We start from the raw sequence: 14,785 nt of genomic DNA on the forward strand, positions 1-14,785 counted from the left end.
TGTTTTAGATTTCAAAGAACTATAGAAGCTTTTTGAGGTATAACGTTTTTTCTCATTCCTGTCCCACAACTCTAAGAGATCTGTTCTACTAGATCATTATCCGTAGGATAGCCTGGAACTTCATAACCATCCTCATCAAAAAAATGTTTTCTGCCTGTGTCCATACTAATGCATACCAGAGCGTACTCTTCGTCCTCGCGGATCTCTTTGATGATAAATCTCTTGCCCATCCGGGTCTTCCATCTCTGACCTGCTTTGAATTCTATAAACTCATATTCCATTGTTTACTTACCTTACTTAACTTACTTGGCTTGCCACATTTGAGAAAGTATCACTTCTTCATCACTATAAAGTTCAATATAAAAAGTATCCTCTCTTTTATAATTGGCTACCCCTTTAGGTGTACCCGACATAATAACATCCCCATCCTCTAAGCTCATAAAAGACCGGATCTCTTCTAACATCTCTAAAGGTTTATACATCATCAGTTCATAAGTTGCATGTTGCTGAAGTCTGTCATTGACGAAGAGCTTCATCGATAAGCTTTCTAAAGGTGTATCTAAAGCTATGAAGTCACTCAATACGGCTGAACCATCAAAAGCCTTAGCACGTTCCCACGGCAAGCCTTTCTCTTTCATCTTGTTTTGAATTGTTGCCTTTGTCAGATCAAGTCCAACGCCAACACCCGACAGTTTATTTTGCTCCACTAAAAAACAGATCTCTGCTTCAAAACGCGTCGTCTCATCTATAAAGTATAAGGTGTCCGTGATAGCTGAATTAGGTTTGTTAAATACTACCATGTTTTCCGGAATTTCATTACCCAACTCTTTGATATGTTCTACATAGTTTCGTCCTATACAGACGACTTTTGAAGGAGTGATAGTTTGCTGTTTAAATTGTAAAGTTTTCATGAAGTTATTCTATCTAAATTAAATAAGGGATAAAAAGTAATAGTTGTTAGCGGACACTTATTGGAATGCCAACAATACCTAGATACTTTATCCAGTCTGGATAGAAAACATCAATATATTCTTTATCTTCCATATGTTGCCTAACTATTTATTAGAGGAATATGCTTTTCCATTGAGAAATTCACTAATGATACACCTTTTCTTTGTACCTCATTTTTCTTAACCACAGAGAATCCACGGTGTTTGAAGAATGGTTTGGCAATGAGCGATGCTTCAACGTATAAACGCTTGAGATCTCTGGTTCTTGCTTCCGTAAGCAAATGCTCATACAGGGTAGATGCGACACCCTTTCCCTGAAAATCCGGATGCGTATAAGTACAGTCAATATGACCATCCGTATCCAGCTCCATAAAACCGACAACTTGATCATCAATAATCGCTATAAACGGTCTTTTCTCATGTAAGCGTTTAGCCCACTGTTTATAATTAGGCGGTGTTGGTGCCCATGCTTCTTTTTGTTCTGCTGTATATACCGAAGGATCAATCGCATGAACAGACTGATGAAACAAGTCCGCAATCTCCCTAGCCCTTTCTGCAGAATATATTTGTATATCCATAGTAATCCTAACGTTTAAAATGACCTGTGGTTTTTAGACATTTTCAAACTTCTTCTGAAAATGCAGGGCAATGACTTCATAGCCCTCTTTTTCCCAAAATCTGTGAGCTTCTTTATTGTTTATATAGCAGTTTTCTCGTTCCCATGTTGTACGTGGGAACGCATACTGACAGTTATTGTAGCGGTTTTCAACTTGCTGGTTTATTGACGGTTTGATATGCGTTCCATATCGGGAGGTATGGAACGAGTTAAAGTTGGTCATTTAGATATTGAGTGGTTTTGGTAGTTTATGCTCTCGTATGCATTCCCACGGAAACCGTGGGAACGAGTTAAATAGTTTGATAATAGTACATTAGTTTCCTACTTTTGGAATATAAACTTGAGACATTATTTTAATATCTTGCTCTTCATCAGAGTCAACTTGAACATCTAGGATTTCTTTCATAAAAGATATACAAAGTTTAATACCTTCTTTTTCAGAAACTATATCTTTTAAAAATATTTTATTGTCATGGTATTCTTCAGGAAAATTAATAGATATATGAGTCATTAGTTTTTTACTTTCTTCCCATATTCTATACTTTATAGTTCCTTTATCATCAATTTTGATTTTACTACTTTTTTCCAAAAATTTATGAATTGTTCCTGCTTTATTCCATGTAGCTAAATCCTTAGTAATATATACATCATTCCAATTATCAAATACTGGAAAATGTAAAAGTAAATTTCTTATAAAACTAAAAAGATCACTAATAATTATTCCTTCAATCGGCGGTTTAGTCTTTTTTATTAGTTCAATATGATATTTAATTGGTTCATATCCTAAAAGTTCTTTATATATTGAAAAAATTTCTCGTATTTTATAAAATCTATATGCTGATTTGTTTAAAAAAAAATCATTAATAGATAATTCTTCATATAAATCATAAAACCTATTATAAAATAAGTCTAAAGCAATTCTTTCTTTTTCATTTGGTTTAATATTTTGATGTTTCATGTTTGCCTAGTAATCTAACGTTTAACTTGAGGAATATTTGAGCCATAGCGTCAAATATTCCTCTCCAATGTGTTGTTATACACTTTTCACCCAAAAATATTGAGTCCCTTTTAGCAATCTTGTTGTTGGTTTATTTATTAGTGTTTTTCTCCACCTTAAAATCAAATATTCTTCAATTTCTGAACGTCCTAAATCTATTGAGATGTATGACAATTTATAGTTAGTATTCATATATCTTCTTAGTTCTTCTAAGCTTGTTGCTTCTATTTTTTTATCTATTTTTTTTGTAAATGCATGATTTATTGGTCTCATTAAATCAGACATTCTACTTTTTAATCCAGATGTTTCACCAACATATATAGGCTTTTCATTCTCCCATATAACGTATACTCCACTGTAATCTGGAAATATATTTTTCCAATTATTTTGAAACAATACATATCTTTGTGATGAACTTAATCTTTTTTCATAATCAAATAATATATTTTGTATGTTTGTATTCAATTGTATCCTTGGTGTATAAGGTTCTAATCAAGAAATAGTTTCGCCGTAGGGGAAACTATTTCTCTTCGATGTTTTGTTATACATTTTTAAATTCTCTTAATATTGTTTCTGTTTTTTCTTGATTAACATTGAAAAAGTCATAGGTACCGTCGATTATGCTCTTAAAACAGACATTTAATGAAAATATTAATTTTGTGTTTTCATCGAATGTAAATGATATTTTTTCTCCTTGACGAAATATTTTTGTTTCATCAATGAAATTAATATTTGTAGTTTGTCTTCCCTTTATATATGAAGATGGTGTTATTTCACCATTAGGCGAGTCAATTCTTGGATATCTAAATTTAATAGACATATAATTTTTTGACGGCTCACAATCTCTTTTAGATACTATTCCCGCTCTATGCTCTAAACAATTACGTACTTTATTAATTTGAGAAAGAGTATCTAGTGATGCAGATAAGCTCAAATCATCTGTAATTATGTTTAGTTTCTCAGGAAATTTCTTACTATGGAATTTTGAACATAAAGTTTCAATATGTTTCTCGAACTCTAATATTGTATCTCCTTTTTTACATTCTTTTAAAGAGATATATATCTTATATGCTAATTCAATATGTTCGTGTATTATTTTGACCAATTGATGATAATTCAATAAATCAACTTCCATTTTAACGTCTGAATATATTTCTGAAAATTTTCTCAACTCAAGAGTTCTTAGGGAATAAATATATTCCAATTGTAGAGCTTTAGAATAATCACTTTCTGCTAATTGATTGATGGCTAGATATGTAAATTTATAATTTTGAAACCATTGTTCCATTTTTGAATTTAAGGTATTGGCCAACAAAAGTGGAGTAGCTCTAACTTGACCATATGAGTCAGTGGAAACTTGATAACTTATGGGAACATGATTAATCGTATATCCTTTGTATAACGGTTGAGTTTTCTCGTTCCCACGTTTTACGTGGGAATGCATACCGACATCAGAGATTCTATGACAATTTGACATATTTTTAAACTCACCTATGTTGATCAAATATAATACAGAAAAAAGATAAAAATATGGGAAGAAGTAGATATAAAATATATGAACCTACACATCCACATTTTATTACTTGTACGGTATTGAACTGGATACCTTTGTTTACAAGAAAAGATAGTGTTGAAATACTTCTTGAAAGCTTTAGATACCTTCAGGAAAAAGATAATTTCAAACTCTACGCTTATGTCATACTTGAAAATCATATCCATATCTTAGCCCAAAGTGATGACATAGGTAAAAGTATGGCAAAATTTAAAACACATACTGCAAAATCTCTTATAAGATTACTTCAAAATGAAAATGTTAAAACCATACTGGAACAATTAATATTTTACAAAAAAGCACATAAATCAGATCGAGAATATCAATTATGGCAAGAAGGTATCCAGCCTAAACTTATGCAAAGTGATGCGATGATGATCTCTAAAATTAAATACATTCATGACAATCCTGTCAAAAGAGGATATGTAGATGAAGCCAAACATTGGCGATATAGTTCTGCCAGAGATTATGAAGGGGAAGTTGGTCTTTTAGATATTGAGCGGTTTTGGTAGTTTAAGCTCTCGTATGCATTCCCACGGAAACCGTGGGAACGAGGAATGATAAGAATTTCTTATGTCCTTTAGTAGGATATAGGTCGATATTTGGACAAAGTGTTCTTCTATTTGTTAATTTCTGGCAATAAAGGACATTATGTCCTGCTATTTTTTAGGAGATACATATGGAAATCAAAACTGGTATCCACAACTAGATATCATTCTTAGAAAAGACGTGTTAAACAATTCATTTTATATCTAAGACAGGCTTTTCACGATACGGGTGATTCTTTAAACGTGTGTCTGACCTGACAAACGGTTTTGCAATGCTTTTTGTGTTATCTACCCAGTCGTCCCAGTTGAAATCTTCAATGACTTTGGCTTGGTAGCTTTCATGTAATGGATGATTCAGAATGTCGTTCACATGTGTCCATTGGTAGAAACGTAAGAGATCGACCTGATAGGGGGTGGGGGTGCCTTTTGCATTTTTTACTTCTTTCTTCAATGCAACGACATCCTGCATGTTCACTTTGGTTGTCCAATTGATCTTTTCAGGCAGTACGACGGGTTCACCCGGAATATTATTGATACCTTTTTTCCATGTCGCTAAAACAGCAACCTTAGTGTCTGTCCGGTACAGCAGAATGGAATGGTTATACTCTTTGTTCTTGAAGAAGCCAAGATTGCCATATTGAAGTCGGGCACCGGTCAGGAAGGCAACAGCATCTGACCAGCAGGGACCGGTTCCTGAAATACCCTTGATGACACTTCTATCTATAATGCCGTCAGGAAAAAGTATTTCGAATGCGACTTTCATACTGTTTGCAGCATGGGTGGTTCCTTCACAATCATGGCCATGCCACTTGATCATATCCTTTATCGTTAAAGCATATGTGTACTGGTAATACCTGCCTTGCGTTCCTTTTGTAGCGAGAATTTCGAAAACAGGCGCATAGGGCTTAGCCACCATCGGTGCATACCATGTAGGGATATTATCTGGCTGGGTTACACCGGTTTCTATGAATATGTTCACCCCTTGCTTATAAGTCGGTTCCTGTGCATGTATAGTATGATCGAATAACATCACGATCAATATTTGTGGAAAAAATAATCGTAGTTTCATGTCGAATCCTTTTTATGTTCATAAGAACTATGAGTGATATACCTTCTTAGTCATTTTTATCCATAATATGGGTTGCAATACCATCAAGGCTGTATTGATTATTTTTATCCCAATATTTTTTTATGCCTTCTTCACCTTTCTTCTTAGCCCACTCATTGAGCTGTTCTCTTTCGTCAATATAATCAAAAAATGGTATCGACATACCACAAGAAGACTGTACAAGCTCTATTTGTAAATCAAATATCTGTCTTGATCCCGGCAATGGGTTAAATAACGAAAACAATGATTCCCACTCCTTGTCTTTTTTATGGATAACTTTTGCAGTTCCATAAATACGCAATATCATAGGATCACCTTGAAAAGCAGTAAACATAATGGTCATTCGAGGGTTCTCTTGAATATGTGCTGACGTTTCGTTACCGCTACCCGTTACGTTAAGCCATACAATTCGATCTGCATCCAATACTTTTAAGGAATCCATACCTTTTGGAGATATATTTATTCTACTCTCAGCGGTTGCTGTACCAACAAAATATATTTTTTGTTCTTCGATAAACTGTATGAGTTTATCGGACAATTCAGAATATTGTTGTCCCATTTGTTTTTTCCTTTGTATCTAAAGTTTAAACCGACCGACCAAAAAGTGCTTGAGAGTATTGATCAGTTTATTTTATTGAAGTATGAATAGTATACAAGAAATAGCTGGCCATTACAAGAAATGTCATCTAGATATTTAAGGTATTTAGATACGAAAAGAGGTGTGTTTTAATCTATGAATGTAATAGTAAAGTGAGAGAAGAGGAGGGTAGTACTACCCTCTGTTGCTGCCTTGTCCGCCATTACGGCTGTCACGGCCACCACCGCTACGACTACCGCTTGAACGTCCGTTACGACCATGTCTACTGCGACCACCGCCGCCACTTCTGTTACCGCCACGATAACCACCACGGTTACGGCCACCACCGCCACCGCCTCTGTTCTGCATTGCTCTTTCGATGAGAAGTTCTATCTCTTCAAGACCAAGACCGATGTTGTCTTTACCTTTAACAAAATTTTCTTCCTGAACTAAAGAAGCTAAAAGATGTGCGATCGTCACAATGTCTAGATCATGTTGAAGCGTTTTAACAAGATTGATAGCACTTTCAGTGACTTTGGTTTCAGAGATCTTAGCAATGAGCGCATCTGCACGATTGTTTTGTACTTCCATACGTGTAGGTATCACTTGTGTCGTCATCTTCGTACCCACATCTTTTTCTATACGTTTGATGGTTCTGAGTTCGTTAGGGCTTACCAAAGTGATCGCTTCACCTGTTTTACCTCCACGACCTGTACGACCGATACGGTGTACATAGGACTCAGAGTCAAAAGGGATATGATAGTTGAAAACATGTGTCACATCATTGACATCAAGCCCACGTGCCGCTACATCCGTTGCAACAAAGATATCGATACCGCCCTGTTTAAAGGCACGGATCGTTACTTCTCTTTGTTTTTGCTCCATATCTCCGTGAAGACCTGATACTTTAAATCCTTGTGCAGTCAGGTGCGCAACCAGTCTGTCCACCTCTTTTTTCATACGACAGAAGATGATACATTTGTTAGGGTTCTTGTAGTCAATAAGTCTTACAAGCGCATCGTCTCTCTCTTTGTCTTGTACAACATAGTAAAGTTGTGTGATAGAAGTATTTGTACTCTCAGCCTTCGTAATAGAAACTGTTTTAGGGTTTTTTAAGATCTGTTCAGCAAGTTTTCTGATACTCCCTGGCATCGTTGCTGAGAACATAAGTGTCTGACGCTCTTTTGGAAGGTAAGTAAAGATGTTCTTGATCTCATCCAGGAATCCCATGTCAAGCATTTCATCTGCTTCATCAAGTACAACGAACTGAGGGTTCATTTTGATCTTGCCGCTCTCAAGCAGATCTTGGAGTCTACCCGGTGTTGCTACGACGATAGAAGCCTGTTTGATACGTTCTATCTGTTTAGCATACGGTGTACCACCATAGACTGTAGCCGTTTTAAGTCCACTCATTTGACCGAAACGGTACAGTTCATCACTCACCTGCATTGCAAGCTCACGGGTAGGAACGATCACAAGTCCCTCAACAGAACCGTCACCTTTCATCATACTCATGATAGGAAGACCAAATGCAGCAGTCTTACCTGTACCTGTCTGTGCCTGTGCGATCATATCGTGACCTTCCAATACTAAAGGAATCGCGTCTTTTTGAACCGGGCTCGGTTCCGTAAATCCAGCTTCTGCTATAGCAGCCTGAATAGTCTCTTTTAAATTAAAATCTGTAAATTTCATGTAATGTTTTCTTTATGTTGATATTGTGTGGGGTGGTAAAGTCTTGGCGATAGAACGGTTCTAAAGTTACAAGCATGTTATCTGGCACTCATTGCCGATACCCCCGCCGCTCTATGCAAGTGGGGTGCACCCTGTTTTATGCAACTTGATACCAAACTATCACACGCCAATGCGCGGCAAAAAGGAGATACGATTTGAATGTATCTAAATAAGGAGTTTGATACTCTCTTGCAGTAAAAGTTCGGAATTATAGCAAAATAAATACAATAATGCTAGGGATATTTATATTTCTTATGGTTTCTTAAACTATTTGTTATAATTTTGATACACTGTAATGCATTGAATCACTATTTGAAACACTAAAAGCAGGTCGATACTTTTTACATAGTTTCAAAGTCTTTTGTCTCTTTGATGACGGCATTGATCTGTTCTTGCAGTGCATCAGGCAGTGAGGGGATCTTCAGGTCCAAAAATCCTTCAATGATCAGAGATTTTGCTTTCTCCTCTTCGATACCCGATGCCATCAGGTAGGCAAGTTCATCTTTGGAGATCATACCCACACTTGCCTCGTGGGAGAGTTCAAGATGCGGATCCTCGCCCAGCAATTCAGGGATGGCATGAATGAAGCCTTTTTTACTCAGAAGCAATCCGTTGCATGACATCGAACCTCTGCCATTGGGGTGTTTACCTATGATCTTCCCGCGAGTGATCACTTTACCGCCATTGGAAACCACACGGCTGATGATCTCGGATGAAGCATTATCACCATTTAAGACCACCGTCGAACCTATATCAAACTCGGAGTTTTCGGGTGCATATATGACCGAGTAGAACTCTCCCAGAGCAGAATCTTCGAGTACTGCAAGCGGATCCATCTGGAGTTTTTTGACAGATCCCAATGCGACATAATTTGAAATGAACTTTGCATGTTTCCCGACATGGGCAGCACTCCTGGGATAGACTTCTACCTCTTTCCCCCAGCTGTGTATCATGGTACTGGTGACAGTAGCCCCATCTTTGATAAAATACTCTGTGACACCCAGATGCTGTCCGGATACAATATGTACATTGGCCGCACAGCCGTTGATAAGATGAAGTTCGGAATTCTCTTCAGCGATCACAATATTATGTGTGCATTGCGTGAATTTCTCGGTATTGATCATATAACAGGTATGTACAGGTAGAGTAATTTTAACACCAGCTTTGATACGGATGAAATAGCCCAGCAGCACATCACTTGAAGCGACCTGCTTGACATAATCGTCTTTGTCTTTATCCACAAGCGTAAAGAATAGTTCTTTGAGCCATGCATATTTTTCCAATGCTTTTTCGATGGGGAGTATCTCAAGCCCCTCCGCGGCAGAGTGGGTATCTAAAATATCCCAGTCCTTTGCCAAAAAGCTTGCGGATCTCTCCACATCTTCATCAAATGCAACTTTTTTCAGGGTTGATTTCGTAGCTTCATCCAGTTGATTCATCTGTGATCCTTTGATTCATTACTACATGCGACAGATCGTGAAAATCCCAATTTTTTGATATCTTCCATAAGTGTTTTAGGATCGCCGGTGCAAACGATATCTCCATCCATAAATATATGCCCCACATCCGCATCAATATAGTTAAGAATATGTCCGGTATGGGTGATAATAATAGCAGAGCGTTCACGCTTTGTTTTGGGCATCTCTTTTTGAAGGATCTTGTTGATCGCTTTGGAGATCACCGCAATATTTTCGATATCGACCCCGGATTCGGGTTCATCTATCAAAAGCAGGTCAGGGCTTTGTGCATAGAGTTTCAGTACTTCCGCTCTTTTGAGCTCTCCGCCGGAAAAACCGACATTGAGCTCTCTTTCTAAAAAGTTTTCCATACTGAGCGCCTGAATTTCATCCTCAAGATCCTCGGAGCGGTTGATCGCATGCAGAAAGTTTTGGAGTGTGACCCCTTTGATCTTTGGCGGATGCTGAAAAGACATGCCTATACCCAGATTGGCGATCTCATCTGTGGTCAATGCTTGTATGTTTGTAGATTTTACGTGAATCTCTCCACTGTCAATGCTATAGCCGGGAAGTTTCAAAATCGTATTGAGGAAGGTGGATTTTCCGGAACCGTTGGGACCGAAAATCACATGAACTTCACCTTTGCCCACGCTAAGGTTCATCCCTTTGATGATCTGTTTGTTCTCTACAGAGACATAGAGATCGGTAATTTCTAATAGGGGTCCATCCATTTTAAACCCTTTCTTTCTTACAGACAGTTTAATATACCAATAAGTATATAGCTCTAAAACTGATTATATCATAAAATATCTCTATTCGTTTTTTGCACTCAAATATGTATTTTAGCCTGTGGATTTGGATTGGAAAAAAAGAGAAATAACGTGTACTAAAAAAGGTGTTTAATACACGTTTGCTGGGTAGATTCAGATGGATAGGGTCAGTATGGTTTTTAGAGTAATCCCATAGCCAACTTTGCTTCATCGGTCATACTGTCTTGACCCCATGGCGGGTCAAAGACTATCTCTACCTCTACGTCTTCAAGACCCTCTTGACGCGTAGCGATACTTTTGACCAGGTCGATGATCACTTGTGAAAATGAACAGGTTGCTGAAGTCAGCGTCATCGTGATCTTGGCTTTTTTCATCATAGAGACTTCATCTGTCCATGTGTCTATATTGTAGATGAGTCCCAGGTCATAAATATTTACCGGAAGTTCAGGATCATAGATCTCTTTAAGGTGAGCGATGATCTTTTCTTTCATCTCTTCATCTGTTGGCTGAGAATCTATAAATTTCTGTTTCTCTTCAGCCATTTTGTCATTGATGTTTTTCTCTTCATTACTCATCAGATCATCCTTGTTCTTTACATTTCTGTGCGTAGCCGTAGACCATATTTAAAAATGCTTCCAAACTTTGCTGGCGCACAGGAGAGAGGAGCTCTACTACACCCATGTCATGGAGTTTGGCAGGATCAAAGTTGAGTATCTCATCTGCCGGGCGGTTGGAAAATATGTCTAAAAGAAGAGTCAGCATACCTTTTGCCATTTCAGAAGTACCTTCACCGCGAAGTTCGAGTATACCATTTTTACATTCGCCTACAAGCCATGCGTCAGAAGCACATCCTTTGACATAAGTATCTTCATTTTTCTCTTCTTCAGAGAGTGTTGTATGGCGTTTCCCCAGATCAAAGATGTACTCTAACTTATCATTGTCCGTAGGAAAAAGTTCAAAATCTTCTTTATACCTTGCTACTGTCTCTTCCATATTCATTAGTTATCCTTTTTATGTACTAGATAAAAGACTTCTTCAAAAGCTTTTTTAATGCGCTCTTGATGTCTGCTGTCTTTTACTGTCTCGATCAGTGTATTTGCAAAAGCGATCACCAACATTTTTCTTGCTTCAATGCGTGAGATACCACGGCTTTGTAGATAGAAAAGCTGTTTTTCACTGAGTTGTCCTGTCGTTGCACCATGGCTTGCTTCCAGTTCATCAATGTAGATCTCAAGTTGTGGCTTTGCAATCATATACGCCTTATCATGAAGTAAGATCGCTTTAGAATTCTGCTCAGCTTTGGTATATTTACCACTCTTTTCTACACGGATGAGCGCATCAAAGATACCTCTGGATGCACCGTCCAAAATGTTTTTGGCTTCCTGTTTGGAGGTAGAATGTTCACCACGATGTACGATCTGTGAGACGGTACCGCGTTTTGCTTCACTATTGAGATAGAGGAGGTGACCTGCATCTACATGGGCACGCTCAGCTAATTCTATTTTGAGAAGTTGCAGTGCATTGTCTCCACCCAGATCAAAACTTTTAAAGACGGCATGTGCATTTCTGTCAACATTGATCTTATGTGAAGCCACCATACTATAGCCGCTGTCTTGCATACGCTGCATTTTGACCACGCGCAGTGAAGAGTCCTGTGCAATATGCATATCATACCCATAAAGCACCAGTGAATTCTCAATACCTTCTTCTACAAAGTTCTCATAGACAGTGGCATGACGGTTCGCCTGTGTGTAGAGTACGATACGGTAGTTGATCAGTGCATTGCTTTGGGTAAACTTATGCTCTATCTCAACCTCTGTATCTCCATCCAGTTCTATTTTGATCGCTTGGGGAGAGAGCAGGTGCCCAAGATAATAGAGCGGATCAAAATGATCCATATCGATCTGTCCGCACGGTTCATTGTAGATACGCAGACCTTGTGGAGCAGCTACTACTACACCATCAACGATCTCTATCTTATCAGAGACCCTAAGCGTTTTTGGAACGTATGTAAGTGTTTTGTACTCTTTTTCCAGGAGTTTTTCTACATCAAAGTAACGATACTCTTCTGACTTTTTACTCGGAAGTCCCAGTGATACAAAACGCTCTACCAAGATATCTCTATCTTTTATATCCAACAAGCCGTTGACCTCTTGCAGGTTTTTGTTTTTAAGCGTTGAAAGGTTCATTATTCTTCCTCTATCGCATCATATCCGGTATCTTCAAGCTGTGATACAAGCTCTGGTCCTGCTGTTTTGATCACTTTTCCGTCTTTCAGTACATGGATATAATCCGGTTCGATATAGTCAAGAATACGGCTGTAGTGTGTGATAACGAGGAATGAACGTTTACCGTCTTTCATCTTGTTGATTCCTTCAGATACAGCTCTCAGTGCATCGATATCCAGCCCGGAGTCGATCTCATCAAGAATGATGACATCCGGCTCAAGGATAAGCATTTGAAGAATTTCATTACGCTTCTTCTCACCACCTGAGAAACCTTCATTAAGTGAACGGCTGATCATATCTGATTTCATACCGAGCATTTCCAAATGGTCTCTCATGAGACGTAGGAACTCAGCCGAGTTCAGTTCTTCTTTACCTTCGTGTTTACGTTTCGCATTGAGTGCCGTCCTTAGGAAATAGGCATTGTTCACACCAGGGATCTCTACCGGGTGTTGAAATGAAAGGAAAATTCCCTCTAAGGCTCTCTCTTCAGGTTCCATCTCATTGATGTTCTTACCTTTGTAGATGATATTTCCACCAAGTAATTCAATGTCGTAGTGTCCTACAAGCGCTTTAGAAAGGGTAGATTTACCGGCACCGTTGGGTCCCATGATAGCATGGACCTTCCCTGGTTCCAGTTCTAGGTTTAGACCTTTTAAAATCTTTTTGTCACCTATTTTCGCTTCTAAATTCTCAATTTTCATAATACTCATCCTACACTTCCTTCTAATGTTAATTCTAATAATGCTTTTGCTTCCACCGCATACTCCATAGGGAGTTGGCTGAAGACTTGTTTACAGAAACCGTGAACAATCATACTCACGGCATCTTCTTCATTGATACCTCTTTGACGCAGGTAAAAGAGTTGTTCGTCACTGATCTTTGAGGTGGTTGCCTCGTGTTCTATCTGTCCTTGGGTATCTTTTGATTCAAGGTAAGGGAACGTATGTGCCCCACAGTTAGGACCGATGAGCAATGAATCACACTCAGAGTAGTTTCTTGCACCTGTAGCATTGGCACCGATCTTTACCAGTCCTCTATAGGTATTTTGACCCTTCATGGCAGAGATACCTTTAGAGATGATGGTCGAAGAGGTGTTTTTACCGATATGTATCATCTTTGTACCTGTATCAGCCTGCTGTGCCAGAGTGGTGACTGCCACTGAATAGAATTCACCCACAGAGTTATCACCCTTCAAGATACATGACGGATACTTCCATGTAATGGCTGAACCGGTCTCTACCTGTGTCCAAGAGATCTTGGAATTGTCTCCTTCACATATACCTCTTTTGGTCACGAAGTTGTAGATCCCGCCTTTCCCGTTTTCATCTCCCGGGAACCAGTTTTGGATCGTAGAGTACTTGATCTCCGCATCCTTCATTGCAACGAGTTCAACCACTGCGGCATGAAGCTGGTGCTCATCACGTGTTGGCGCAGAACACCCTTCATTGTAACTTACATAGGATCCTTCATCTGCTACGATCAGTGTACGTTCAAATTGCCCTGTGTTCATGGCATTGATCCTGAAGTAGGTACTAAGCTCCATAGGACAGCGTACGCCTTTAGGAATGTAAACAAAGGTTCCGTCTGTAAAGACTGCAGAGTTCAGTGCGGCAAAATAGTTATCAGCCATGGGTACGACAGAGAACATATATTTTTTAATGAGCTCCGGGTGACGTTCTATCGCTTCTGAGATCGAGCAGAAGATGACACCATGCTCAGCAAGCTCTTCAGCATAGGTGGTCTTGACCGAAACTGAGTCAACTACGGCATCCACAGCCACTTTGACACCGGCAAGCTGCTTTTGCTCTTCTAAAGAGATACCCAGCTTCTTGTAGGCCTCCAGAATTTTGGGGTCTACTTCATCCAGACTGTCAATACCTTCTTTCGGTGCTGAATAGTATGAGATAGACTGGTAGTCTATTGGTTCATAGTTTAGTTTTGCCCAGTGCGGTTCAGTCATGGTTTGCCATTTTCTAAATGCTTTGATACGAAGTTCAAGCATCCAGTCAGGTTCACCTTTCTTTTTCGAGATGAATGCAATCGTCTCTTCTGAAAGTCCCGGTGGTGCGGTTTCGGTTTCGATATCTATCTCAAAGCCGAGTGCATACTCACCTGAGACAGCTTTATCTAATCCTTTGTTTGCCATTTAAAATCCTTATATAGATCGTTATTCTTTACACGTTATAGCACAATTAAAGTGTGCCGTCAAGTATTTTTTTTAATAAAGGAGTAATTTTATCCTATTTACCTT

The 14,785-nt window shown here is 38.6% G+C and carries 18 protein-coding genes; 1 reads left to right on the top strand and 17 read right to left on the bottom strand.

Annotation, left to right across the window (positions count from 1 at the left end):
• Positions 1–71: 71 nt before the first annotated feature.
• From LDM98_RS01690 to LDM98_RS01720, 7 genes are all read right to left on the bottom strand, one after another.
• Positions 72–281, bottom strand: coding sequence for a hypothetical protein (locus LDM98_RS01690; RefSeq protein WP_223897590.1), 210 nt, complete (start codon positions 279–281; stop codon positions 72–74).
• A gap of 21 nt (positions 282–302) precedes the next feature.
• The gene (locus tag LDM98_RS01695) at positions 303–911 is read right to left on the bottom strand and encodes a fumarylacetoacetate hydrolase family protein (protein WP_223897591.1); all 609 of its coding nucleotides are present in this window, start codon (positions 909–911) and stop codon (positions 303–305) included.
• 140 nt (positions 912–1,051) lie between these two features.
• Entirely contained in the window at positions 1,052–1,528 is a 477-nt protein-coding gene (locus LDM98_RS01700; RefSeq protein ID WP_223897592.1) for a GNAT family N-acetyltransferase, read from the bottom strand.
• Positions 1,529–1,561: 33 nt separating this feature from the next.
• Positions 1,562–1,789, bottom strand: coding sequence for a hypothetical protein (locus LDM98_RS01705; RefSeq protein ID WP_223897593.1), 228 nt, complete (start codon positions 1,787–1,789; stop codon positions 1,562–1,564).
• A 90-nt stretch (positions 1,790–1,879) separates the two neighbouring features.
• Entirely contained in the window at positions 1,880–2,524 is a 645-nt protein-coding gene (locus LDM98_RS01710; RefSeq protein ID WP_223897594.1) for a hypothetical protein, read from the bottom strand.
• Between the two features lie 75 nt (positions 2,525–2,599).
• Positions 2,600–3,028: a GIY-YIG nuclease family protein gene (locus LDM98_RS01715; protein ID WP_223897595.1), complete on the bottom strand. Its 429-nt coding sequence runs from the start codon at positions 3,026–3,028 to the stop codon at positions 2,600–2,602.
• A 76-nt stretch (positions 3,029–3,104) separates the two neighbouring features.
• Entirely contained in the window at positions 3,105–4,040 is a 936-nt protein-coding gene (locus LDM98_RS01720) for a hypothetical protein (protein WP_223897596.1), read from the bottom strand.
• Between the two features lie 53 nt (positions 4,041–4,093).
• Here LDM98_RS01720 and LDM98_RS01725 point away from each other — a divergent pair, with 53 nt between their 5' ends.
• Positions 4,094–4,627 carry a transposase gene (locus LDM98_RS01725; RefSeq protein ID WP_223897599.1) on the top strand — a complete coding sequence of 178 codons (534 nt, stop codon included), beginning with the start codon at positions 4,094–4,096 and terminating at the stop codon, positions 4,625–4,627.
• 229 nt (positions 4,628–4,856) lie between these two features.
• Here the strand turns inward: LDM98_RS01725 and LDM98_RS01730 are convergent, their stop codons facing one another.
• From LDM98_RS01730 to sufB, 10 genes are all read right to left on the bottom strand, one after another.
• Positions 4,857–5,732 (bottom strand): FmdE family protein, encoded by an 876-nt coding sequence (locus LDM98_RS01730; protein WP_223897601.1) that lies wholly within the window; start codon positions 5,730–5,732, stop codon positions 4,857–4,859.
• A 46-nt stretch (positions 5,733–5,778) separates the two neighbouring features.
• On the bottom strand, positions 5,779–6,330 hold the full coding sequence (locus tag LDM98_RS01735) for a pyridoxamine 5'-phosphate oxidase family protein (RefSeq protein ID WP_223897603.1): 552 nt from the start codon (positions 6,328–6,330) through the stop codon (positions 5,779–5,781).
• A 213-nt stretch (positions 6,331–6,543) separates the two neighbouring features.
• Positions 6,544–8,040, bottom strand: a complete 1,497-nt coding sequence (locus LDM98_RS01740; RefSeq protein ID WP_223897605.1) for a DEAD/DEAH box helicase — start codon at positions 8,038–8,040, stop codon at positions 6,544–6,546.
• Positions 8,041–8,420: 380 nt separating this feature from the next.
• Positions 8,421–9,518 (bottom strand): SufD family Fe-S cluster assembly protein, encoded by a 1,098-nt coding sequence (locus LDM98_RS01745; RefSeq protein WP_223897607.1) that lies wholly within the window; start codon positions 9,516–9,518, stop codon positions 8,421–8,423.
• Complete coding sequence (locus LDM98_RS01750) at positions 9,515–10,267, bottom strand: ABC transporter ATP-binding protein (RefSeq protein ID WP_223897610.1); 753 nt, start codon at positions 10,265–10,267, stop codon at positions 9,515–9,517. Before LDM98_RS01750 ends, LDM98_RS01745 begins: the two co-directional genes overlap by 4 nt.
• Positions 10,268–10,485: 218 nt before the next feature.
• The gene (locus tag LDM98_RS01755) at positions 10,486–10,881 is read right to left on the bottom strand and encodes a metal-sulfur cluster assembly factor (RefSeq protein ID WP_223897612.1); all 396 of its coding nucleotides are present in this window, start codon (positions 10,879–10,881) and stop codon (positions 10,486–10,488) included.
• Positions 10,882–10,885: 4 nt separating this feature from the next.
• A complete protein-coding gene (locus LDM98_RS01760; RefSeq protein WP_223897614.1) occupies positions 10,886–11,305 on the bottom strand; it encodes a SufE family protein in 420 nt (139 codons plus the stop codon).
• Positions 11,305–12,495: a SufD family Fe-S cluster assembly protein gene (locus tag LDM98_RS01765; RefSeq protein ID WP_223897616.1), complete on the bottom strand. Its 1,191-nt coding sequence runs from the start codon at positions 12,493–12,495 to the stop codon at positions 11,305–11,307. The genes LDM98_RS01760 and LDM98_RS01765 overlap by 1 nt, the downstream gene beginning before the upstream one ends.
• On the bottom strand, positions 12,495–13,244 hold the full coding sequence (gene sufC, locus LDM98_RS01770; RefSeq protein WP_223897618.1) for a Fe-S cluster assembly ATPase SufC: 750 nt from the start codon (positions 13,242–13,244) through the stop codon (positions 12,495–12,497). Before sufC ends, LDM98_RS01765 begins: the two co-directional genes overlap by 1 nt.
• The gene (gene sufB, locus LDM98_RS01775) at positions 13,241–14,680 is read right to left on the bottom strand and encodes a Fe-S cluster assembly protein SufB (protein WP_223897620.1); all 1,440 of its coding nucleotides are present in this window, start codon (positions 14,678–14,680) and stop codon (positions 13,241–13,243) included. The genes sufC and sufB overlap by 4 nt, the downstream gene beginning before the upstream one ends.
• Between the last annotated feature and the right edge of the window lie 105 nt (positions 14,681–14,785).

Source organism: Sulfurovum sp. TSL1, assembly GCF_019972135.1.
Classification (GTDB): domain Bacteria; phylum Campylobacterota; class Campylobacteria; order Campylobacterales; family Sulfurovaceae; genus Sulfurovum.

What these genes read in the sequence shown, in the direction of transcription:
- LDM98_RS01700 (WP_223897592.1), bottom strand. Translation starts at nt 1,528, where the DNA reads ATGGATATACAAATATATTCTGCAGAAAGGGCTAGGGAGATTGCGGAC.
- LDM98_RS01750 (WP_223897610.1), bottom strand. Translation starts at nt 10,267, where the DNA reads ATGGATGGACCCCTATTAGAAATTACCGATCTCTATGTCTCTGTAGAG.
- LDM98_RS01720 (WP_223897596.1), bottom strand. Translation starts at nt 4,040, where the DNA reads ATGTCAAATTGTCATAGAATCTCTGATGTCGGTATGCATTCCCACGTA.
- LDM98_RS01740 (WP_223897605.1), bottom strand. Translation starts at nt 8,040, where the DNA reads ATGAAATTTACAGATTTTAATTTAAAAGAGACTATTCAGGCTGCTATA.
- LDM98_RS01765 (WP_223897616.1), bottom strand. Translation starts at nt 12,495, where the DNA reads ATGAACCTTTCAACGCTTAAAAACAAAAACCTGCAAGAGGTCAACGGC.
- LDM98_RS01695 (WP_223897591.1), bottom strand. Translation starts at nt 911, where the DNA reads ATGAAAACTTTACAATTTAAACAGCAAACTATCACTCCTTCAAAAGTC.
- sufC (WP_223897618.1), bottom strand. Translation starts at nt 13,244, where the DNA reads ATGAGTATTATGAAAATTGAGAATTTAGAAGCGAAAATAGGTGACAAA.
- LDM98_RS01725 (WP_223897599.1), top strand. Translation starts at nt 4,094, where the DNA reads ATGGGAAGAAGTAGATATAAAATATATGAACCTACACATCCACATTTT.
- LDM98_RS01690 (WP_223897590.1), bottom strand. Translation starts at nt 281, where the DNA reads ATGGAATATGAGTTTATAGAATTCAAAGCAGGTCAGAGATGGAAGACC.
- LDM98_RS01755 (WP_223897612.1), bottom strand. Translation starts at nt 10,881, where the DNA reads ATGAGTAATGAAGAGAAAAACATCAATGACAAAATGGCTGAAGAGAAA.
- LDM98_RS01730 (WP_223897601.1), bottom strand. Translation starts at nt 5,732, where the DNA reads ATGAAACTACGATTATTTTTTCCACAAATATTGATCGTGATGTTATTC.
- LDM98_RS01735 (WP_223897603.1), bottom strand. Translation starts at nt 6,330, where the DNA reads ATGGGACAACAATATTCTGAATTGTCCGATAAACTCATACAGTTTATC.
- sufB (WP_223897620.1), bottom strand. Translation starts at nt 14,680, where the DNA reads ATGGCAAACAAAGGATTAGATAAAGCTGTCTCAGGTGAGTATGCACTC.
- LDM98_RS01745 (WP_223897607.1), bottom strand. Translation starts at nt 9,518, where the DNA reads ATGAATCAACTGGATGAAGCTACGAAATCAACCCTGAAAAAAGTTGCA.
- LDM98_RS01705 (WP_223897593.1), bottom strand. Translation starts at nt 1,789, where the DNA reads ATGACCAACTTTAACTCGTTCCATACCTCCCGATATGGAACGCATATC.
- LDM98_RS01760 (WP_223897614.1), bottom strand. Translation starts at nt 11,305, where the DNA reads ATGAATATGGAAGAGACAGTAGCAAGGTATAAAGAAGATTTTGAACTT.
- LDM98_RS01710 (WP_223897594.1), bottom strand. Translation starts at nt 2,524, where the DNA reads ATGAAACATCAAAATATTAAACCAAATGAAAAAGAAAGAATTGCTTTA.